The sequence below is a fragment of the Kluyvera chengduensis genome, from assembly GCF_044197065.1.
Taxonomy (GTDB): Bacteria; Pseudomonadota; Gammaproteobacteria; order Enterobacterales; family Enterobacteriaceae; genus Kluyvera; species Kluyvera ascorbata_C.
Genome location: NZ_JBIQOI010000002.1, coordinates 1,074,308 through 1,096,918 on the forward strand (window position 1 = coordinate 1,074,308; position 22,611 = coordinate 1,096,918).

The 22,611-nt window shown below is 57.0% G+C and carries 14 protein-coding genes and 2 pseudogenes; 10 read left to right on the top strand and 6 right to left on the bottom strand.

Annotated elements, in window-relative coordinates; genetic code table 11:
* Positions 1 to 102 precede the first annotated feature (102 nt).
* The 3 genes from entF to fes are packed head-to-tail and all read right to left on the bottom strand — an operon-like array spanning position 103 to position 5,411.
* Complete coding sequence (gene entF / locus ACH1XZ_RS10720; protein WP_395595506.1) at positions 103 to 3,966, bottom strand: enterobactin non-ribosomal peptide synthetase EntF; 3,864 nt, start codon at positions 3,964 to 3,966, stop codon at positions 103 to 105.
* Positions 3,963 to 4,181 (bottom strand): MbtH family protein, encoded by a 219-nt coding sequence (locus ACH1XZ_RS10725; protein ID WP_395595507.1) that lies wholly within the window; start codon positions 4,179 to 4,181, stop codon positions 3,963 to 3,965. The genes entF and ACH1XZ_RS10725 overlap by 4 nt, the downstream gene beginning before the upstream one ends.
* Positions 4,182 to 4,196: 15 nt before the next feature.
* Entirely contained in the window at positions 4,197 to 5,411 is a 1,215-nt protein-coding gene (fes, locus tag ACH1XZ_RS10730; RefSeq protein ID WP_395595591.1) for an enterochelin esterase, read from the bottom strand.
* Between the two features lie 195 nt (positions 5,412 to 5,606).
* Between fes and ACH1XZ_RS10735 the strand changes: the two genes are divergently transcribed.
* The 3 genes from ACH1XZ_RS10735 (at position 5,607) to ACH1XZ_RS10745 (ending at position 10,295) form a co-directional block, all read left to right on the top strand.
* A complete protein-coding gene (locus tag ACH1XZ_RS10735) occupies positions 5,607 to 7,868 on the top strand; it encodes a TonB-dependent siderophore receptor (protein ID WP_395595508.1) in 2,262 nt (753 codons plus the stop codon).
* 49 nt (positions 7,869 to 7,917) lie between these two features.
* On the top strand, positions 7,918 to 8,541 hold the full coding sequence (entD, locus tag ACH1XZ_RS10740; RefSeq protein ID WP_395595509.1) for an enterobactin synthase subunit EntD: 624 nt from the start codon (positions 7,918 to 7,920) through the stop codon (positions 8,539 to 8,541).
* Between the two features lie 191 nt (positions 8,542 to 8,732).
* Positions 8,733 to 10,295 carry an AbgT family transporter gene (locus ACH1XZ_RS10745; RefSeq protein ID WP_395595510.1) on the top strand — a complete coding sequence of 521 codons (1,563 nt, stop codon included), beginning with the start codon at positions 8,733 to 8,735 and terminating at the stop codon, positions 10,293 to 10,295.
* Between the two features lie 102 nt (positions 10,296 to 10,397).
* Here the strand turns inward: ACH1XZ_RS10745 and ACH1XZ_RS10750 are convergent, their stop codons facing one another.
* Positions 10,398 to 11,714 (bottom strand): aspartate aminotransferase family protein, encoded by a 1,317-nt coding sequence (locus ACH1XZ_RS10750; protein WP_395595511.1) that lies wholly within the window; start codon positions 11,712 to 11,714, stop codon positions 10,398 to 10,400.
* Positions 11,715 to 11,895: 181 nt separating this feature from the next.
* Here ACH1XZ_RS10750 and ACH1XZ_RS10755 point away from each other — a divergent pair, with 181 nt between their 5' ends.
* From ACH1XZ_RS10755 to ACH1XZ_RS10785, 7 genes and pseudogenes are all read left to right on the top strand, one after another.
* The gene (locus tag ACH1XZ_RS10755) at positions 11,896 to 12,660 is read left to right on the top strand and encodes an SDR family NAD(P)-dependent oxidoreductase (RefSeq protein WP_395595512.1); all 765 of its coding nucleotides are present in this window, start codon (positions 11,896 to 11,898) and stop codon (positions 12,658 to 12,660) included.
* A gap of 359 nt (positions 12,661 to 13,019) precedes the next feature.
* Positions 13,020 to 15,095 carry a type VI secretion system Vgr family protein gene (locus ACH1XZ_RS10760; RefSeq protein ID WP_395595513.1) on the top strand — a complete coding sequence of 692 codons (2,076 nt, stop codon included), beginning with the start codon at positions 13,020 to 13,022 and terminating at the stop codon, positions 15,093 to 15,095.
* Positions 15,096 to 15,203: 108 nt separating this feature from the next.
* Positions 15,204 to 19,313: an RHS element core protein gene (locus ACH1XZ_RS10765; RefSeq protein ID WP_395595514.1), complete on the top strand. Its 4,110-nt coding sequence runs from the start codon at positions 15,204 to 15,206 to the stop codon at positions 19,311 to 19,313.
* 11 nt (positions 19,314 to 19,324) lie between these two features.
* On the top strand, positions 19,325 to 19,573 hold the full coding sequence (locus ACH1XZ_RS10770; protein ID WP_395595515.1) for a hypothetical protein: 249 nt from the start codon (positions 19,325 to 19,327) through the stop codon (positions 19,571 to 19,573).
* Positions 19,563 to 20,153, top strand: a pseudogene (locus ACH1XZ_RS10775) (RHS repeat-associated core domain-containing protein); the annotation flags it as partial. The gene ACH1XZ_RS10770 and the pseudogene ACH1XZ_RS10775, both read left to right, overlap by 11 nt.
* A gap of 20 nt (positions 20,154 to 20,173) precedes the next feature.
* Positions 20,174 to 20,485: a hypothetical protein gene (locus ACH1XZ_RS10780; RefSeq protein WP_395595516.1), complete on the top strand. Its 312-nt coding sequence runs from the start codon at positions 20,174 to 20,176 to the stop codon at positions 20,483 to 20,485.
* A 218-nt stretch (positions 20,486 to 20,703) separates the two neighbouring features.
* A pseudogene (locus ACH1XZ_RS10785) lies at positions 20,704 to 20,924 on the top strand (hypothetical protein); the annotation flags it as partial.
* Positions 20,925 to 21,181: 257 nt separating this feature from the next.
* Here ACH1XZ_RS10785 and ACH1XZ_RS10790 read toward each other — a convergent pair.
* Entirely contained in the window at positions 21,182 to 21,943 is a 762-nt protein-coding gene (locus tag ACH1XZ_RS10790; protein ID WP_395595517.1) for an amino acid ABC transporter ATP-binding protein, read from the bottom strand.
* Positions 21,936 to 22,601, bottom strand: a complete 666-nt coding sequence (locus tag ACH1XZ_RS10795; protein WP_123650079.1) for an amino acid ABC transporter permease — start codon at positions 22,599 to 22,601, stop codon at positions 21,936 to 21,938. The genes ACH1XZ_RS10790 and ACH1XZ_RS10795 overlap by 8 nt, the downstream gene beginning before the upstream one ends.
* Positions 22,602 to 22,611 lie beyond the last annotated feature (10 nt).

Consider the following 22,611-nt stretch of genomic DNA (forward strand, 5'->3'; position numbering starts at 1 on the left):
CGTGTAGGCCGGATAAGGCGTAGCCGCCATCCGGCATCGTGCGCCGGTCTGCCGGATGGCGCTTAGCTTATCCGGCCTACAGGATAATCAACCGCGGTTTCCCTACCCCAATATCTCCCGAATCACCGGCCCAATCGCCTCAAACGCCGCAGGCGTAATGATGTCGACGTGCGCGCAATCCTGACTATACACCTCCAGCTCACCCACCCACGGCCCCCAGGCCGCCTGCGGATCCGCCTGGCGGGTTTTCTCGGCAACAAACAGCGTCGCTTTGCCGTCAAACGTCGCGCTGTGCGCGGTGGTCAGCAGGCGCACGGCATCGGCGTAGTTGCCTTCAATTGCGCTGAACAACTCGCTGGAGCCCTGCCCCTGCTGGGCGGCGAGAAACGCTTCGCGCTCGCGGTCAATTTCCGCCAATACTGCTGGGTCAAGACCGTTAGCCTCTTTTTCCGCCCAGTTTTGCGTTTCCGGCGGCCAGGTATCCAGCAGGCCGAGGAACGCCACCGCTTCACCGCGCTGACGTAAACGCGCGGCAATACCCTGCGCCAGCGTACCGCCGAGCGAATAGCCGAGCAGGTAATACGGCCCGTGCGGCTGCTGGGCGAGCAAGGTTGCCAGATGATGCTCGCACACCTCGTCCAGCGTCGCGGCGGTCTGCATCGGACCTTCCGGGCGCGGCGACTGAATGCCGGTAATCGACCAGCACGGTGTCAGATAGCGCGACAGCACGCTGAACTGCCAGGCAAAACCGGATGCCGGATGGAAGCAGAACAACGTCGGGCCATCGCCGGTACGCAACGGTAGCAGCGGTTCATAGCCCAGACGCTGCGCCTGTTCGTCGTCGCTGTTGTCCAGCAGCGCGCTCAGTTGACCGACGGTCGATGACACCATCACCTGCCCCGGCGTCACCTTGCGCGCGGTTTGCTGGCTCAGCGTTGCGGCAAGGCGCATGGCGAGCAGCGAGTGACCGCCAAGCGCGAAGAAATCGGCGTCGATATCCTGAATGTCGCAGCCGAGCAGCTGGCTGAACGCCGCGGCGACCTGCACTTCGGTTGCCGTTTGCGGCGCGCGGCCGCTGGTTTTCTGCGTCAACGACGGCAGCGGCAGCGCTTTACGATCCAGCTTGCCGTTGGCGCTCAGCGGCAGTTCGCTCAGCTGTAACAGCACCACCGGCACCATATGCGGTGGTAGCTGTTGGCGAAGCTGCGCCAGCAGGGCTTCGGTATCGAGCGGCAGGCCGGAAATCGATACCACATAGCCCACCAACTGGCGCGCATCGCCGCCGGTGGCCGCCGCCTGGTTAATAACACAAGCATGCGTCACCGCCTGTTCCACGTCCGGCAGGCTCTGCATCACCCGGTCGATTTCGCCAAGCTCGATGCGCTGGCCGCGGATTTTAAGCTGATCGTCGCTGCGTCCGAGATATTCCACCGCGCCGTTATCCAGCCAGCGCGCCACGTCGCCGGTGCGGTACATCCGTTCACCGGGTGCAAACGGGTCGGCAATAAAGCGGCTGGCGGTGAGATCCGGTCTGCCCAGATACCCCTGCGCCAGTTGAATACCCGTGAGGTAGAGATCGCCCGCCACGCCAAACGGCACCGGGCGCATCATGGCGCCGAGGATACGCAGGCCGGTATTCCACACCGGGAAACCAATCGGCACGCTGTTGCCGGATACCGCCGCCAGCGCTTCGCCGTAGGCCGGGTACCCGCTCACGTCCACCGCCGCTTCCGTTGGCCCATAGAGGTTGTGCAGCGGCACGTGGGTCAGCACTTCCCACTCGCGGCATAGCGCGGTCGGCAGCGCTTCACCGCTACAGAACACCCGCTGGAGCGAGCAGCAGCTATCCACGGTTTCCGGCGTCATCGAGGCGACAAACGCTGCCAGCATCGACGGTACGAAGTGGGTGGTGGTGATACCATAATCGGCAAAGAAGCGCTGCATCGCCAACGGGTCGCGGTGCGCTTCCGGCTCGGCCATCACCAGGCTCGCACCGGTCATAAACGGCCACCAGAATTCCCACACCGAAACGTCAAAGCTGCACGGCGTTTTTTGCGCCACCACGTCATCGGCGGTCAGCGGATAGTGATCCTGCATCCACAGCAGGCGGTTAACGATAGCTTCATGGCCGACCATCACCCCTTTCGGGCGGCCGGTTGAGCCTGAAGTAAAGATGATATAGGCCGTCTGTTCCGGCGTCGCCAGCGCAAGCGGCTGGTCATCACCCGCCGTCAGCGGCGCGTTCAGACACAGGCTGTCGATATTCGGGAAGCGGTGCAGTTGGTCGGCGGCGGTGATCAGCAGGGTCGGGCGCGCGTCTTCCAGCATCATTTGCAGGCGGTCGTCCGGGTAGCCGGTATCGAGCGGCAGCCAGGCCGCACCCGCCTCGACGATAGCGTGCAGCGCCAGCGTCAGGAAGACCGAACGCGGCAATGCGACGGCGACGCTATCACCGGGCTTCACCCCGCGTTCACGCAGGACGTTTGCCAGCGCGACCACCTGCTGGCGCATCTCGCGGTAGGTGAAGCGATAGTTCGCGTCCACCAGCGCCACGGCATCCGGCGTTTTCGCCGCCTGCTCGGCCACCAGCGAACTGAGCGTGGCGCGCGGCAGGGATTTTTCGGTGGCATTGATCTGCGCCAGACGCTGATATTCGTCAGGTGAAAGCAGTTCCGCATCGGCACACATCAACGCGGGATTATCGGCGAACTGCTGCAAAAGTGCAGTCAAACGGGCGATATGCTGCTGCAGCGTCGCTTCATCATAGCGCTGCTGGTTGGCCAGAATTTCCAGCGACAGCCCACCCTCTTCGTCCGGGAACAGCGCCAGCTCAAGGTCATTAACCGGGCCGGTCGCCAGCGTATGGGTTATCGCGTTAACGTCGGCGAAACCGAGACGATAATCAAACATCTTGACGTTAAATACCGGACCAAACAGCGCTTCATCGCCCGCCGCTTTTCCGGCATCGCGCACAATCTGCTCCGCATCATAGCGCTGATGGCGGCGCATCTTTTTCAGCTGCCCGGAGAGGCGAGTCGCCAGCTCGGGCAAGGTTTCCTGCCCGTTCAGCGTCACGCCAAGCGGCAGCACGTTGAGCACCGGGCCGGTGGCCGTCAGCGCGGCAGATCCCATGCGGCGCATAAAGATAAACCCGGCGGCGTACTCGCTGCGCCCGCAAAGACGCCCCAGCCAGAGCGCCACCAGCGCCAGCGCCAGGTCGGCGGGCTGGCACTGCGGGGCGGAGGCGGTCAGGCGGGTAAACGCCCGGCGGTCGGCGGTGAGCTTCAGCCGCCAGATAGCGGTGCTTTGCGCACGACCCGGCAGCGGCGCAGAGGAGAGCGAGGCCGGAGATGGCAAGGCTTTACGCTGTTCGCCCCAGAAGGCTTTATCGCGCTGGAACGCCTCGCTGTCCCGATAGCGTTGATATTCGTCCACGACGTCGGCAAACGGCGTAAACGCCGGTTCCGGTAGCGTTTCGCCGGTGACCAGCGCCTGGTAAATCAGGCTTATCTGCCGCGTTATCGCCGGGAAGCTGAAGCCGTCCACCAGCAGATGATGGTAACGCTGATACCAGAACCACTGGTTTTCGCCGACGCGGAAAAGCTGATGGCAATAGAGCGGATTGCCGCTGTCGACGCGGCTATTTTGCGCGAGGTCACGCTGCATCAAGGCCAGCGCCGCCTGCTGCGGGTCAGACTCACCGCGCAGGTCGTGGCACGCCGGTTCGGCAATCGGCATGCTTTCATCCAGCCACTGCCAGACTTCGCCGTTATCTTCGCTAAAGCGCATACGCAGCGTGTCGGCCTGATTCAGGCCCATCACGATAGCGCGCGCCAGCAGGTCGCCGTCAATCTTCCCGTTCAGCTCAACGTAGTGCGCCACGCTCCAGGCGTTAGGTAATGTCGACAGCGCTTCCGCCATCCAGATCCCCGGTTGAGCGGCAATCAGCGGTAAACGCGGGTTCATGGGCGGCCTCCGGCGGCGGCGAAATGGTCAGGATAAAGCGTCGTCCAGTTATGGGTGAGCCAGGCGTTGCACGCCTCAAGCGGCTGCGGCTCGCACACCACCGTCCAGCCTTCCGGCACTGAACACTGCTGGGGCCAGAGGCTGAACTGCCGTTGAGGATTTTGCAGAAGGTAAAACTGCCCTTGCGCCACGTCGAAGGGGTTACTGACTTGCATACCAAACTCCTGTCGTTAATCGCGCGTTGCCGTCTGGGTGTTCCAGAGCGTCATCAGCCCGGCGGTCAGCCCGCCGCGCCAGCAAAGCGCATCATGTCCGCCATCAACCTGATGCCAGAAAATCGGCTGCTGTGTGCGCTGTAGTTGCGCCAAAAGCGCCTGATTGGCGCGAAAAATAATCGGTTCACGGATACCGGCTTCCAGCACGATTCGCAGCCCCTGCGGGTTCAACGCCCCGCTTTCAAGCTGCGCGACAATCTCCCCGGTCTGATGCCCGCCGCGATGCGGCCACCAGTACGACCCCGACTGGCTAAGCACGCAGCCAAAGCGCTCCGGCCAGTGCAGCCCGGCGTAAAGCGAAGAGAGGCCACCGAAGCTTTGCCCGGCCACTATCGTCCGGTCAGCGCGGTCGCTGAACGGCGCAATCGCCTGTACCTGCGGCAGCAATTCCTGCTGTACCGCCAGCCAAAAATCCGCATTGCAGGGCAGCTCAATGCTGCGGTGCGCGTTATCAATCACGTCAATCAGCAGATAGACCGCGGCGGGCAGCTTTTTGGCTTCGGTGAGCGCGGTCAACGCGGGCCATACCGGCATGCTTTCGGCCCAGAACTGGCCGTCGAGCAGCACCGCCAAAGGCCGGTCGGCTTCGTTCACCTCTCCGGTGGTGAAGATCCACACCCGGCGCTGATTGCCCAATCGTTCACTGCGCCAGGTGATGCACTGCGGTTCACGCCAGGTGGACGCAGGCGTTGACCATCCCGGCTGTTCCGGAGCTTGCGGCATCTCGAGCGCCGAAACCGCATGGCCGCGCCCGCCCTTCCAGCTTTGCGGATTCAGCGGGTCAGCAATGGCTTGCGGCAGCAGCTTGCGCCAGCCTTCGCGCAGTTTCTGACGATCCGGCTCGGCGGCGGTAAAAATGTCAGGGGAGAAATCATCGTCGCGCTCGCTGGGAGCAAAGCAGTAGCTACCGCACCAGGTAGGCGGCAACGTGGTCGTCCAGCGCCAGACGTCGGTATCGGGAATACGTTCAAGGGTCTGCGGGGCAGAATTGTGGTGGTGATCGGTAACGCCGGTAATGTAAATCCACACCCGGCGAATGGGCGATGAAAGCGGGCCTCCAGCAGGGTCCCGCCACCAGAACGTGACGCGATAATTTTCGCCAACCCGTTCATATTGCGGTCCTTTTATGGTTTTCCACCACGCATCACTTCCTGTTGCTAACTTCTCCACCACGTTAACCCCATGTTTCTTGTGGAATTTATTTTTACATCTTAAAATTTATTGATAATATTATTGATAACTATTTGCATTTGCAATAGCGTATTGCCGCGCACTTTCACATGCTTCTGGCATACAACCTTGCCGCGTCTCCCCTTTTGGGAATGGATCACGACGGGACGTTGGCGACGAAAAGCAGGACACACAATGAATAATAAAATCAAATCCCTGGCCTTCCTGGTCAACCTGGGTATTTATGGCGTTGCATCTCCGGCTTTTGCCGCCGAGACTACCAGCAATAAAGACGTAGACGGTGAAACCATGGTCGTTACCGCGGCCGAGCAGAACCTGCAGGCACCGGGCGTCTCCACCATCACCGCCGACGAAATTCGCAAGCGCCCACCGGCTCGCGACGTTTCTGAAATCATCCGTACCATGCCGGGCGTTAACCTCACCGGTAACTCCACCAGCGGCCAGCGCGGTAACAACCGCCAGATCGATATTCGCGGTATGGGCCCGGAAAACACCCTGATTCTGATCGACGGCAAGCCGGTCACCAGCCGTAACTCTGTCCGTCAGGGCTGGCGCGGCGAACGTGATACCCGCGGAGATACCGGCTGGGTGCCGCCAGAAATGATTGAACGCATTGAAGTCCTGCGTGGCCCAGCGGCAGCCCGTTACGGTAACGGCGCGGCGGGCGGCGTGGTGAATATCATCACCAAAAAAGGGGGTGATGAATGGCACGGTTCCTGGAACACCTATTTCAACGCGCCGGAGCACAAAGAAGAAGGCTCCACCAAGCGTACTAACTTCAGCCTGACCGGGCCGCTGGGCGGCGATTTCAGCTTCCGTCTGTACGGTAACCTGGATAAAACCCAGGCCGATGCCTGGGACATCAACGATGGTCACCAGTCGACGCGTACCGGTGCTTACGCAGATACGATGCCTGCCGGTCGCGAAGGCGTTGAGAACAAAGATATCAACGGGCAGGTTCGTTGGGACTTCGCGCCGATGCAGTCACTGGAATTCGAAGCAGGCTATAGCCGTCAGGGTAATCTGTACGCGGGCGATACCCAGAACACCAACAACGACAACACAGGCAAAGGCCTGGTTAAAAAATACTACGGTAAAGAAACTAACCGTATGTATCGCCAGAACTATGCGCTGACCTGGAACGGCGGCTGGGATAATGGCGTTACTACCAGCAACTGGGCACAGTACGAACACACTCGTAACTCCCGTCTGGGCGAAGGGCTGGCCGGTGGCCTCGAGGGGCTGTTCAACAGCAACCAGTTTAGTGATACCGACCTGTCTGATGTCACCCTACACAGCGAAATCAATATTCCGTTCGATTTAATCGTTAACCAGAACCTTACGCTGGGCACCGAATGGAACCAGCAGCGCATGAAGGACTCCAGTTCCAACACGCAGACCTTCCTGGGCGGCAATATTCCTGGCTACAGCACCGATGCTCGCAGTCCTTATTCTCAAGCGGAGATCTTCTCGCTGTTCGCAGAGGACAACATGGAGGTCACCGACAGCACCATGTTAACTCCGGCGCTGCGCTTCGATCACCATAGTGTCGTCGGCAATAACTGGAGTCCATCATTGAACCTTTCTCAGGGGCTCGGCGATGACTTCACGTTGAAAATGGGGATCGCTCGCGCCTACAAAGCGCCAAGCCTGTATCAGACCAACCCGAACTATATCCTGTACAGCAAAGGCCAGGGCTGCTTCGCCACAGGCGCGGCAAGCAAGATTGGCTGCTACCTGCTGGGGAATGACGATCTGAAAGCGGAAACCAGCATCAACAAAGAGATTGGTCTGGAGTTCAAACGTGACGGCTGGCTGGCTGGGGTTACCTGGTTCCGTAACGATTATCGCAACAAAATTGAAGCCGGTACCGTTCCACTCTACCGTATCACCTCGGGCTCAACCAAAACGGATATCTACCAGTGGGATAACATTCCTAAAGCGGTAGTTGAAGGGCTGGAAGGAACGCTGAACGTTCCGGTTAGCGAAACGGTGAACTGGACCAACAACATCACCTACATGTTGCAAAGCAAGAACAAAGAGACCGGCGAACGCCTGTCGATCATTCCTGAGTACACGCTGAACTCTACCCTGAGCTGGCAGGTTCGTCAGGATGTATCGCTGCAGTCTACCTTTACCTGGTATGGCAAACAGCAGCCGAAAAAGTACGATTATCAGGGTAAACCGGTCACTGGTACTTCAGCCAATGAGATTAGCCCGTACAGCATTGTCGGTCTGAGCGCGACCTGGGACGTGACCAAATACGTCAGCCTGACCGGCGGTGTGGATAACGTCTTCGATAAACGCCTGTGGCGCGAAGGTAATGCCCAGACGGTGAGCAACACACAAACGGGCGACTACATGGCTGGTGCGGGTGCCTACACCTACAACGAGCCGGGCCGTACCTGGTACATGAGTATCAACACGCACTTCTGATAATCTGTTCCTACCCTCTCCCTTCCGGGAGAGGGTTTTCAGGAGCCTTATGCTTACCCACCACAGCACGTTTCACACCATTCAGCGCATCGACTTTAAGCCTGAAACCTTCACACCACAGGATTTACTGTGGCTGCCACACTATGCCTTGCTAGAACGCTCAGGTAAAAAACGCCAGGCAGAACATCTGGCGGGGCGCATCGCCGCCGTTTACGCGCTGCGTACCGTTGGCGAGAAGTCAGTACCAGGCATCGGGGAAAATCGCACGCCGCTTTGGCCAACTGGGCTCTATGGCAGCATCAGCCACTGCGGTCAAACGGCGATTGCTATCGTTTCGCATAGCCCGGTAGGGATAGATATTGAAGAAGTGATGAACGTTTCGCTTGCCAAATCCCTCGCTGAGCAGGTAGCGAGCAGCACTGAGCTAACAAACCTGCATGCAGCCCTTATCCCCTTCCCGCTGGCCCTGACGCTGGCATTTTCGGCAAAAGAGAGCCTGTACAAAGCGCTTTCAGCTCGCTACCCCCAACTGATCCATTTTCATGATGCCGTGGTGACCCATATTGATGCCCAAAATATCACACTGCACATCCCCACCATTAACCTCATCGCCACAATCCAGTGGTACACCGTTGACCACCAACGTATCGTCACGCTGTACCAACAGCCATAAATATGACCAGCCATCGAAAATACCGAATCAACCGCCAACCATAACCTCGTTGATAAAATAAAAAATCAAAAATTGCGGCTTTTGTCAGATTTATCCACCATAAAGATATAGTTCCGCACGGCAATTACCCCTATTATTCCTCTGAAACATTCATACAAACAATGAAACAATTGTCTGAATTAAGGAACCGAATGAATACCCAAACACGGACACGGAATGAAGTGGGTGAAAGCCGCCTGATGACGGGCTTTCTGAACGCGATTGAAAAAGCAGGGAACCGGTTACCTGAACCGGCAATGATCTTTTTCTACTTTTTATTAATTGTGATGGGCCTGTCGGCGGTGCTGTCGATGATGACCTTCGACGTTATCAACCCAATGACGCAGGAAGCGGTGAAGGTGAATAACCTGCTCTCTCCTGAAGCGCTGACCAATACGCTCGCTAATATGGTTACCACCTTTACCGGCTTTGCGCCGCTGGGGATCGTACTGGTGGCGATGCTCGGCGTGGGCGTGGCGGAAAGCTCCGGCTTTATCAACGTGGCGCTGAAAAAGATGCTGCGCGTGACGCCGAAAAAACTGCTGACGCCAATGCTGATTTTTGTGGCGATGTTCAGCCACGTGGCGGCGGATGCGGGCTACGTGCTGGTGATTCCGCTGGGCGCGATTATCTTTATGTCCGCAGGCCGTCACCCGCTGGTCGGGATTGCCGCCGCGTTCTCCGGCGTCTCCGGCGGCTTTGCCGCCAACATGGTACCCACAGGTAACGATGCGCTGCTGCAAGGCTTTACCCAGGCGGCCGCCCAACTGCTGGATGGCGCCTACACCGTTAACACTCTTTGCAACCTGTTCTTCGGTATTGCTTCTTCTATCGTGATTACGCTGGTCGGCTGGTGGGTCACCGAGCGCATCGTTGAGCCGCGCGTCAGCAAAATGACCATCGATGGCGATTTTAAACACGATGAAGATATGTCAAACGTCACGCCGCAGGAGAGCCGCGCTTTCCGCCGCGCGTCACTGGTGATGATGCTCGGTCTGGCGGCGCTGGCTGCTGCGGCCTGGCCGGAAGGTTCGATGCTGCGCGGCACCGACGGTTCGCTGACCTCCTATAGCGCGCCGATTATGAAGTCCATCGTACCGCTGATTTTCCTGATCTTTATTCTGCCGGGTATCGTCTACGGCTTTGTCTCCGGCACCTTTAAGTCTGGCAAAGATGTGATTGGCGCGATGAATGATTCCATGAGCAAAATGGGTTCGTACATGGTGATGGCCTTCTTCTGCGCCATGTTTATCAAAGCGTTCAGCGACTCCAACATTGGTACGCTGTTCGCGCTGATGGGTGCCGACGGTCTGAAAGCGCTCGAACTACCAGGGCAGGCAACGATTATCGGTATGATTGTGCTGACGGCCGTGGTGAACCTGCTGATTGGCTCTGCGTCAGCGAAATGGGCGCTGTTGTCGCCGATTATGGTGCCTATGCTGATGGCGGTGGGAATTTCTCCGGAGCTGACGCAAGCGGCGTTCCGTATCGGTGACTCCTGCACCAACATCATCACCCCGCTGATGGTCTTCTTCCCGCTGATCGTTATCTACTGCCAGCGCTACGTGAAGGGCGCGGGCGTGGGTACGCTGGTCTCGATGATGATGCCGTACTCCATCGCCTTCTTCGTAGCGTGGAGCATTCTGCTGCTGGTATGGTGGGGCGTGGGAATGCCGCTGGGTATCGCGGCGCCGTATACCTGGAGCCCGAGTTAACGGTCTGTTCGGTGCCATTCCCGGCGGCGCTTCGCTTGGCCGGGCTACGATGTTGGTAGCCCGGACGAGGCGCAGCCGACTCCGGGAAACCCCGGCACAAAACTACACGGCTAAATGGGCAAAATGGCCTAACACGTTGTGTAAAATCCCTACCCCTTTCTGCACCTGCTCGGCGGTGATGGTACACGGCGGCACCACGTGAATGCGGTTTTCCACCACGAAGCTCAACAGCCCCGCTTCGGTTAACGCGCCTTTAATCTCCGCCATATCCCCAGCCGCCAGCGGCGTTTTCTTCGCCCGATCGCTCACCAACTCCAGCGCCTGGAACACGCCGCGCCCGCGTACTTCACCTACCAGCGGTGACGATGCGGCCAGCGCCTCCAGCCCCTGACGCAGCACGCCGTTGCCGATACGCGCCGCGTTTTCCACGATCCCTTCGTCCTTCATCGCATCAAGGGTGGCAATAATCGCCGCCATCGCCAGCGGATGCCCGGAATAGGTCAGCCCACCGGCAAAGAAGTGATCGTCAAAATAGTGGGCAATCTTATCGCTGATGATCACCCCGCCTGCCGGAACGTAACCGGCATTCACCCCTTTGGCGAAGGTGATCAGATCCGGCACGATCCCATCCTGCTCGAAGGCAAACCAGCTGCCGGTGCGGCCAAACCCGGCCATCACTTCATCGAGGATCAGGATAATCCCGAATTCATCCGCCAGCGCCCGCACGCCCTTCATATAGCCTTCCGGCGGCACCAGAATCCCCGCCGTGCCGGGAATCGACTCCAGCAGAATGGCGGCAATGGAAGACGGGCCTTCGCACTCGATCATCCGCCGCAGGTGCGCCAGCGCGCGGCTGCACTCTTCCTGTTCCGAGGTGGCGTTAAACTCTGTGCGGTAGAGGTACGGGTTAAAGAAGTGCACGTGCCCCCGCGAATATTCGTTCGGCACGCGACGCCAGTCGCCGGTGGCGGCAATGGCGCTGCCGGTGTTGCCGTGATAGGAGCGGTAGGCCGACAGCACTTTATCGCGCCCGGTGTAAAGCCGCGCCATGCGAATGGCGTTCTCGTTGGCATCGGCCCCGGCGTTGGTGAAGAACACCTTACTAAAACCTTCCGGTGCCAGCCCAATAATGCGTTTTGCCGCTTCGCCGCGCGCCAGGTTGGCGGTGGCTGGGGCAATCGTCACCAGCGACTCGAGCTGATCTTTCATCGCCGCCAGCACGCGCGGGTGCTGGTAGCCCAGGTTAACGTTCACCAGTTGGCTGCTGAAATCCAGATAGGTTTTCCCGTCGTAATCCCATAGCTCGCACCCTTTTGCGCCGGCAATCACCAGCGGGGTCAGATTGCCCTGCATCGACCAGGAATGAAAAACATACTCTCTATCCAGTTGGCGAACCGCTTTGTTGTTCAACTCTGTCATTCGTTGTTCCTCGCATACCGTTGGCTGTGATTCATCATGTCGTCGGCACAAAAAAAAGTGATAGAGCCAGTGTAGCCTCGGCGCTGTGACAACGGTGTCACATCGTCATGCGCCGACTGGCTCTCGGCAGGCCGCGCCGCGGTTTTTATAGTGGCCGGAACAACCTGCACAGGAGAGCACAATGCAAAAGCGTAACGTGGTGTTTATTACCGGAGCGACCTCCGGCTTTGGGGAAGCGGCGGCGCATGTATTTGCGCGCGCGGGCTGGGCGTTAGTACTGAGCGGGCGTCGACTGGCGCGGCTACAAGCGTTACAGGCCGAGCTGGCATCGCGGGTGCCGGTGCATGTGATTGAGCTGGACGTGCGCGACAGCGCGGCGGTAAGTACTGCCGTCGCCGCGCTGCCGCTGGATTTTGCCGATATCACCGCGCTTATCAACAACGCCGGGCTGGCGCTGGCACCGCAGCCAGCGCAGAAGGTCGATCTTACCGATTGGCATACCATGATTGATACCAACGTCACCGGACTGGTAAACGTGACGCACGCCCTGCTGCCAACGCTGATTCGCCACGGCGCAGGGGCGAGCATTATTAACATTGGCTCGATTGCCGGGCAGTGGCCTTATCCAGGCAGCCACGTATATGGCGCCAGCAAGGCGTTTGTGAAGCAGTTCAGCTATAACCTGCGCTGTGACCTGTTAGGCACCGGCGTGCGCGTCACCGACCTCGCGCCAGGCATTGCCGAGACCGAGTTTACGCTGGTGCGCACCAAGGGCGACCAGGCGGCATCCGACGCGCTATATCGCGGCACCACGCCGCTGTCGGCGCTGGATATCGCCGAGCAGATGTTCTATATCGCGACCCTGCCGGATCATATGAATATTAACCGCGTGGAGGTGATGCCGGTGCGTCAGGCGTGGCAGCCGTTTGCGATTGATAGGGATTAGCCTGCGTAATGCGCGTCTGATGCGTGTGGTTCGGAGGTATTTGTACGAGCGCGGCGTGTTCATTCGAGCTCGCCGTCATCACAGCAGCGTTTATGATGAATAGCCACTGCGGGTGGCTGCTGACGCATCCCACATCGAAGATGGGAAGCAGAAAAATTACCGAACCGATATTGTTAAATTATATTTATGATACCCAACCAATCAGCCACGTAAATTAATACATTGAAAAATATTAATTAATTTTACTCCCCCTTTCAATAAAAGTGATTTCCATCGAAATATACCGACAAAAAAACCACTCTAATGTTTCACATTACTTATCTTTGCAGAATGGTCACGCGTAACAGAAGAGAGGATTTATGTCACAGCAGGGACTGCGTTTCACACTTGAAGTGGACGGAATCGAGAAGTCGGCAACCGCCGTTGTCCGCTTTACTCTCTTTCAGAATCTCTCCACCCCCTTTCTGCTCCGTGTCGATATTGCCAGCGACCGGTCTGGCCTTACCGCTCCCGATTTCCTTGAGAAAAATGCCACGCTGACCATCTGGCAGGGCGCCGTTGCGCAGCGCTACCTCCGCGGCATCATCACCGGGATGGAAACCGGGGAAAACAACGGCTGGCAGATGAATTATCACCTGACCCTTTCTTCCCCGCTCTGGCGTTGTGGCCTGCGCCAGAACTTCCGCATCTTTCAGCAGCAGGATATTCAGGCCATTTCCGCCACCCTGCTCACTGAAAACGGCGTCACCGGCTGGGTGCCTTCCTTTTATGAGCCCCATCCGGCCAGAGAGTTCTGCGTGCAGTACGGCGAAACTGACCTCGGGTTCCTGAGCCGTCTGTGGGCGGAAGAAGGCATCTTCTTCTTTGACTGGTTTCACCCGACCGGGCCTGAACAGAAGCTGGTGCTCTGCGATGACGTCGCCGGGGTCTCCACCCTCGGTGAAATGCCCTTTAACCCGAATAGCCGTGAAACCACCACTGAATGCATCAGCGCGTTCAACTACAGCGCGCAGATTCGCCCTTCCTCGGTGGAAAATCAGGACTACACCTTTAAAACCCCCGGCTGGCCCGGCTACTTCAGCCACCACGCCGCAAACCTGAACGGCCAGCGCACGCAGTATGAAATCTTCGACTATCCGGGGTGCTTCAAGGATGAGCAGCACGGGCAGGCTTTTGCCCGCTACCGGGCCGAAGGCTACCGGCAGGATGCTGAAACGGCTGCCTGCGTGAGCAACTCCCCGAAGCTGTGGCCCGGAAAACGTTTCACTCTGACCGGGCACCCGTCCTCTTCGCTGAACCGGGAATGGCAGGTGACGGGCAGCGTTCTGAAAGGTGAGCAGCCACAGGCGCAGCATGGCAGCCAGGGAGAAGGCACCACGCTGAGAAACCAGCTGAACGTTATCCCCGCCGACCGGACATGGCGCGCCTTACCGCAGGCAAAACCCGCCGTAGATGGCCCGCAGAGCGCCATCGTCACCGGCCCGGCGGGTGAAGAAATCTTCTGCGATATGCACGGTCGCGTCCGGGTACGTTTTCACTGGGACCGTTACTGTCCGGGCAATGAAGACAGCTCCTGCTGGGTACGGGTGTCTCAGGCATGGGCCGGTGCCGGATTCGGCAACCTCGCTATCCCGCGCGTGGGCCAGGAAGTGATAGTCGACTTCCTTAACGGCGACCCGGACCAGCCCATCATCATGGGACGCACCTACCATCAGGACAACCGTTCACCGGGCAGCCTGCCGGGGACAAAAACGCAGATGACCCTCCGCTCGAAAACCTACAAAGGCGGGGGATTTAACGAACTGCGGTTTGACGATGCGACGGACCAGGAGCAGGTCTACCTCCATGCGCAGAAGAACATGGATACCGAGGTGCTGAACAACCGCACCACCGACGTAAAAGTAGACCATACTGAGACCATTGGCGGCAACCAGGTCATCACCGTGAAGCTGAATCAGACACAAACAGTGGTACAGAATCAGCAAGAGACCGTAGGGCAAAACCAGAGCATTACCGTCGGGCTGAATCAGGCTGAAACGGTGGGTGTGGCCCGCGCACTGACGGTTGGCGTGGCCTACCAGACCACGGTGGGCGGCGTGATGAACACCTCGGTGGCACTGATGCAGTCCTCGCAGGTCGGCATTCAGAAATCTCTGCTGGTTGGTAAAGGGTATGACGTCAGCGTGGGAGAGAATGTCACCTTCACCGTGGGTAAAAGCAAAACCGAGAGCACCGGGAAAGTAGCGGTGTACTCCGCCGGTGAACATCTGGAACTGCGCTGCGGTCAGGCGCGGCTGGTACTGACGCAGGATGGCAGCATCTTCCTGAATGGTACGGCAATTAACCTCCAGGGGATGCAGACGCTCAGCGGCGACGCGCTGATGATTAACTGGAACTGTGGCGCAGCAGAAGACCCGCCGAAAGCACCACAATAAATCAGCGAGTTGCCGCCGGATATCCGGCAGCGCTGAGTCAGTGAAACCCCGACTGCCTGCAGTGAAACGCGATAAAAATTAAACCCGGAAATTCAGAAGGATTTGACTATGAGCGGAAAACCCGCCGCCCGGATGGGCGACATGACTGCAATCGGGGGACCGATTGTTCAGGGATCTCCGGGTGTGATGATTGGCGCACCGACCGGCGTGGCCTGCTCGGTCTGCCCCGGCGGCATGACCTCCGGAAACCCGGTTAACCCGTTACTGGGTGCCAAGGTACAGCCCGGTGAAACTGATTTTTCCCTGCCCGGCCCTCTGCCATTTTTACTTTCAAGAACTTACAACAGTTACCGGACGAAAACACCCGCGCCGGTGGGTATTTTTGGCCCTGGCTGGAAGGCCCCCTTCGATATCCGCTTACAGATATGTGATGACGAACTGATACTTAACGACAACAGTGGCAGAAGCATTCACTTCAACCCGCTGTTTCCCGGTGAATCCGCCTTCAGCCACAGCGAATCGCTCTGGCTGGTGCGGGGTGGCGTGCCAGCGCTGCATGACAGTAACCCGCTGCACACACTCTGGCAGGCACTGCCGGAAAACATCCGCACTAGCCCACACGTGTATCTGGCAACCAACAGTGTTCAGGGGCCTTGGTGGATTCTGGGCTGGTCTGAGCGCGCTCCCGCCCCAGAAGAAGTTCTGCCCGCGCCACTACCGCCATACCGGGTACTGACCGGGCTTGTCGACAGTTTTGGGCGCATACAGAATTTCCACCGGGCCGCTACCGGCAAATTCAGCGGGGAAATCAATGCCGTAAAGGATGGCGCTGGACGCTGCTTCAAGCTGGTACTGACCACACAGGCACAGCGGGCGGACCTGTACCGAAAACAGTCAGTCACCAGCGACACTGCCCCTCTTCCCTTCGCGAATGCACTACCCTCCACAGCTTACGGCATGGACAATGGCTTTCGTCTGGCAGAAGTGTGGCTAACGCACGATCCGGCATTCCCGGACAACCTGCCCGCCGCCCCGCTGGCGCGTTATGACTACTCCCCGCGTGGAGAACTGATAACGGTATATGACCGCAGCGGCACGGCAGTACGCCAGTTTACGTATGACCCGTCGCATCCTGGGCGAATGGTGGCCCACCACTATGCGGGCAGGCAGGAGATACAGTACTGCTATGATGCATCCGGGCGGGTGACGGAACAGAGGAATCCGCAGGGCTTAAGCTATACCTACGCGTATGAACAGAACCGCGTCATCCTTACCGACAGCCTGAACCGCCGCGAGGTGCTGCACACAGAAGGCGAAGGCGGACTGAAGCGGGTGGTGAAAAAGGAACTGGCGGACGGTGGCTGTATTCACAGTGAATTTGATATTGTTGGCCGTCTGGTAGCGCAGACCGATGCGGCAGGTCGTATGACAGAGTATCGCCTGAGTCCTGGCTCCGGTCAGTTGAAAGAAATCATCATGCCGGACGGCAGGCAAACGGAATTTTACTACAACAGCCAGCGCCAGTTGACGGATACCGTGTACCCGGACGGCCTCCAGAGCCAGCAGGAATATGACGCTCAGGGTCGGCTGCTGGCAGAAACTTCCCGCCATGGCGATATCACACGATATTTCTATGATACCTCGGACAGCGAACTCCCCTGTGCGATGGAAGACGCCACCGGCAGCCGGAAACAGATGTCATGGAGCCGTTACGGGCAGTTGCTCACCTTCACCGACTGTTCAGGCTACGAAACCCGCTACGAATATGACCGCTTCGGACAGACAACGGCGGTTCACCACGAAGAAGGGCTGAGCGTTTACCTGACTTACGATACTCGGAGCAGACTGACCAGCCGGAAGGACACTCAGGGCCGGGAAACGCGCTATGAATACAGTGAGGCCAGCGACCTGACGACTGTCATTTCTCCTGACGGCAGCCGCAGCGAAACGCAGTATGATTCGTCCGGCAGACCGGTCAGCACAACCGAAGGCGGCCTGACGCGGAAAATGGCCTACGACGCCGCCGGTCGCGTGACGCAACTGACGAATGAGAACGGCAGTCATACCACGTTCGCTTACGACGTGATGGACCGGCTGACGGAAGAGCACGGCTTTGACGGCAGAACGCAACTTTATGGCTACGCGACCACCGGACAACTTATCCGCAGTGAAGATGAAGGACTGGTCACCCTCTGGCATTACGATACATCCGACCGCCTGACGCACCGTACTGTGAACCAGGAAGAGGCCGAACGCTGGCACTACAACGAACACGGCTGGCTGACGGCAATCAGCCATCTCAGCGACGGCCACCGCGTCGCTGTTCACTACGGCTATGATGATAAAGGCCGGATGAGCCGCGAGCGACAGACCGTTCACACCCCGCAGACGAACGAACTGCTGTGGGAGCACCTCACGCAGCACGATTATCAGAACGGACTGGCGAATAAAACCACCCCCGACCACCTCCCCCCGGTGGAGTGGCTGACTTACGGCAGCGGTTATCTGGCGGGGATGAAACTCGGTGACACGCCGCTAATCGACCTCAGCCGCGACCGCCTGCACCGGGAGAAGCAGCGAGGTTTCGGAGCTTACGATCAGGCCAGCGCCTACAACGCAGGTGGACTACTCCAGAGCCACAGGCTGAATATGGCGGAGCTGAACCGGGAATACGCTTATAACGATGGCGGGCAGCTTGTCCGTATCAGCGGACCACTGCAACAGCGACACTACCATTATGACAACGCAGGACGGCTGAACCAGGTACAGCTGGCACCCGAAAACAGCACAACAGACTACCTCACCGACCCGGAGGGCAACCGGATTGCCGACCGGCAGCAGTATCCGGTGCTGCCTGCCCGCTTCCCGGATAACCGCATCAGCGAGGATGCACACGGGTTTTACCATTACGACGACTATGGCAGGCTGACGGAAAAGGACGAGCGCCGTATCCGCGACGGCGGTAGCCACAGTCACCATTATCACTACGATAACCAGCACCGACTGGTGTACTACGTCCGCGCGCAGCAGGGCCAGTCGCTGCTGGAAGGCCGTTACCTGTACGACCCGCTGGGCCGCCGCGTCGGCAAACGGATATGGAAAAGCCAGACTGAACGGGAAAGCCTCAGCGGGAAGGAATATCTCTGGCTGAACCCCACTCCGGAGGTGACGTGGTACGGCTGGGATGGCGACAGGCTGACCACCACACAGATGGAAAACCGTCGCGTCCAGACGGTTTACACACCGGGCAGTTTCACGCCGTTAATCCGTATTGAAACGGAAATAGCGGAGCTGGCAAAAGCAGCACATCGCACACTGGCAGAGAAGCTCCAGCAGGACGCGGGAATAACGTTCGTGCCGGAACTGGTGACGATGCTGGACGAACTGGAAGCCGAATTGCGGCAAGGCGACATCAGCGCCGCAAATCAGCAATGGCTGGCGCAGTGCGGATTAACGCCGGAGCAGATGAAAAACCAGATGGAACCGGAACACACGCTACGGCGCACAATCCATCGGTACCACTGCGACCACCGGGGACTGCCACTGGCGCTGATAAACCCGGACGGTAACATCGCATGGCGTGCGGAATATGACGAATGGGGCAACGTGCTGCGGGAGGATAGCCCGGAAAATCTGGCGCAGTTAATTCGCCTGCCGGGGCAGCAGTATGATGCGGAGACGGGGCTGTATTATAACCGGCACCGGTATTATGACGCGTTGCAGGGACGGTATCTCACGCAGGATCCGATAGGGCTGATGGGGGGATTAAACCCTTACACGTATCCACTGAATCCGGTCACAGAAGTGGATCCGCTGGGGTTGTGGGGTATGGCTATTCCGGCCATAGTGGAAGGAATTAACTGGTTATTTTGGGGAAGTGCGGCAGCAGGCGGTGCAGTGCTGGCAACATCTGGGGATTCGGAACAATCTAAAACAAAAACAGAACATTTAGCTAAATGTGAGGAAAAAAAGCCCTGCCCACCTTGTAAAACGATTAGTGGGAACATAGTACCACGGGGAACTATTGGATATCGTCATGATCTGGTACCGCCAGGAAAGCCTCACCATCCATATACAGGCGACCATTATAATCTGTACAAAGCAAATCAGAATCCTAATAATTGTCAATGTTTTTGGAAAGAAAGTGGTGCTGCTGATGCTGCTAACGGTCTTCCACCTCCAACAGGTTCTATACCTATAGAACCATTTGCCCCTTAAAAGGATCGAATATGAAGTATCCAGATGGTAGAAATGTTTTCCTAGGAGATATCGTTACTCTTGGGGGAGGAATGACCGGAGTTGTTGTTTGTAATTTTGAAAACGAAGAGTTCGCTAAAGGTTTCGATAAAGATGAATGGGGCGATTTTAAAACGGGGATAATGGTGAAATCGCCACAAGCTGGGCTTGTATATTATGCAGAGGATTGTATTGATTTAACTCTGGTCAAGAGAGTTTCAGTACACTCAGGCGGAACCTGACTCGTGGGCAAGTAAGGTGCGGCAAGACAATCTACAGCGGTTGTGCCAGTTCATAAGAATGCCGGGACAGCAGTATGATGCGGAGACGGGGCTGTATTATAACCCCCACCGGTATTATGACCCGTGACTGGGGCGGTATATCACGCAAGATCCGATAGGAGTGATGGGGGGATGGAACTTATATGTTTATCCGCTCAATCCAGTCACAGATACAGATCCTCTGGGGTTATTTGCTATTCCAATACCTCCAACACCAATGCCAACTCCGGGAACGACGAATTCAGCTCTTGTTGTGCTGAATGATAATGCTGCGAAAGCATTATCAATATGGCTAAATAAAACTTTTAGTAATAGTGAGGAGGATGAGTGTCCACCATGTGCTCCTCCTGCAGGAGAAAAGTATAATATAGAAATATATACTGAAAAACATGAGGGTAGAGGTTTAGCCGATGGAGCTCATGGATGCATGGTTTTGACTGGCAGTCCTGTGCACTGGCATTATGACATTAATAATCAGAACCCCAAAACATGTAAGTGTTATCCTCAGACACATGTTTTTGGTGGTTGTGGTTTACCTTAATAAAAATAACGAGGATATTTATGAGAAATAATTTAAACGAAGATGATTTTCATGATAACTTAATTCATGGCATTGTTTTTTATTCTGAGCCCGGAGAACTTTCTTCGGATATAGCATTGGATATTGACTATATATATGAATGGGTCAAAACTGATAGCAATGAAATAAATTTTGTTATTTCCAAGGCATTATTGAAATTTCATGAAGTAACCGACCTAAAGCTATCTATTGATTGGGGGGAGACAAATAATAGTTTTTTTCTCTGGACATGCATCAGGGCTTTATATTACCAATATAACGAAAACCAAAATACATTCCCCTATTGCAAATGATTATTTTTTGTGGTGCATTTATACAAATAGTCATGATAGTTGTATTAATTTTGGCGCATCATCTTTTTCTTTAGAAATTACAGGAAGTCAACGAACGGTCAATCGTCAATTTTTACTACGGAATGAAAGATAACAATCATCTTCACACTGCTGGTCAAAGTCGAAATGCGCCGAAGCTGATGGTATTGCTGGGTGGGCAGGAACAGGAGCCACGGTGCGCGGAGAAGCTCCAGCAGGACGCCGGAATGACGTTTGTACCGGAACTGGTAACGATGCTGAACGGGCTGGAAGCTGAACTGCGGCAAGGCGACATCAGCGCCGCAAATCAGCAGTGGCTTGCGCAGTGCCGATTAACGCCGGAGCAGATAAAAACCAGATGGAGCCGAAATATATACAGCAGAGAAAAATCCACCTGTACCACTGCGACCACCGGGGGCTGCTGCGGCGCTGATCTGAACGGTCAGATCAGCGAGATGTACAGGCGCAAGATCACCAACAAACTGCATAGCGGGACAGCGCCGCACCTGTTCATCACGTACCACTACTGAGGTCTGAACCGCAACACGCTGACCAGCTTGCCGGAGAAGCGATCCGGAACAAGTCGCAGATTGACAAACCGGGCACGAGCCACATATTCCGGTACTCGATGGCGTCGCAGATGTCGGCAACACTACCGTCAATATCGGCTAATTTTCATTACCGGCTACTTTGCAAAAACTGCCTCACCCGCTCCGACTTCGGCGCCGTAAAGAAAATCTCCGGCGGTGCTTTCTCAATCAAAATCCCCTTCTCCAGGAACACCACTTCGTTCGACACCTGGCGGGCAAACTCCATCTCGTGCGTCACCACCACCATGGTATAACCCTCCGCCGCCAGCGATTTCATCACGCTCAGCACCTCGTTCACACGTTCCGGGTCGAGCGCTGAAGTGGGTTCGTCAAACAGCAGCACCTCCGGCGACATCGCCAGCGAACGGGCAATCGCCACCCGCTGCTTTTGCCCACCGGAGAGGGTTATCGGGTAGGCGTCCGCTTTATGCTCCATTCCCACCTTCTCCAGTTGCTGCTGGGCAATCTGCCGCGCTTCGTCGCGCTTCATGCCTCTTACATGCAGCAGCGCTTCCATCACGTTTTGCAGCACCGTCAGGTGCGGCCACAGGTTGAAGCTCTGGAATACCATCCCCACCCGCTCGCGGATCTTCGACAGCTCGCGGTGCGACATGCTTTTCCCGGAGTGGTCATCAACGCCAATACGCTGCCCGCCGATGCGGATTTCTCCGCGGTCGGGCTGCTCCAGCCAGTTCATGCAGCGTAACAGCGTCGATTTTCCCGAACCGGACGAGCCGAGAATGCTCACCACCGTCCCCTTCTCCACCGTCAGGTTGATATCGCGCAGCACCTCAACGTTATCAAACTGCTTGGAGACATTTTTAACGCTTACCGCCGTGGTATCAGACATGGCTCATTCCTCTTTTGGCGCTATAAACACTCAACCGTTTCACCAGCAGTTCAAGCACGATGCTGATAGCCCAATACAGCGCAATGGCGACAATAAAGGCGTTAAACGGAATAAAATAAGTTGCCTGCACGCTGTTCGCGGCGGCGGTAATTTCCTGCACGGTAATAATGCTGAGAAACGCGGTGTCCTTCAGACAGATAATCAGCTGATTACCCAGAAGCGGCAGCGCGGAGGAGAAAATATTCGGCAGAACGATGCGGCGAAAAATGGTGTAGCGAGAGAAACCCTGCACCACGGCGGCTTCAATATAGCCGTTAGAGAATACTCGCCGCTGGCTGCGGAGAATCTCAAAGAAATAAGCACCGTGGTAGATAATTAACGCCACCAGCCCCGCCGTCCAGGCATCCAGGCTAATCCCCAGTTCCGGTAACCCGTAATAGAGCAAATAGGCCAGAATCAAAAACGGAATCGCCCGCATCAGATTCACAAACCCGACAATAACGTTATTCAGCACCCGTTTCTGGTATTCGGTGAAATAGCACAGCAGCGTGCCAATCAATAACCCACAGACGGCGGCAATAATAAACAGCTCAAGCGTCGCCAGCAGCCCGGCAATAAAATTGTCGTGCTCGGCCCAAATAATGGCCCATTGGTTCATGTGTCCTCCC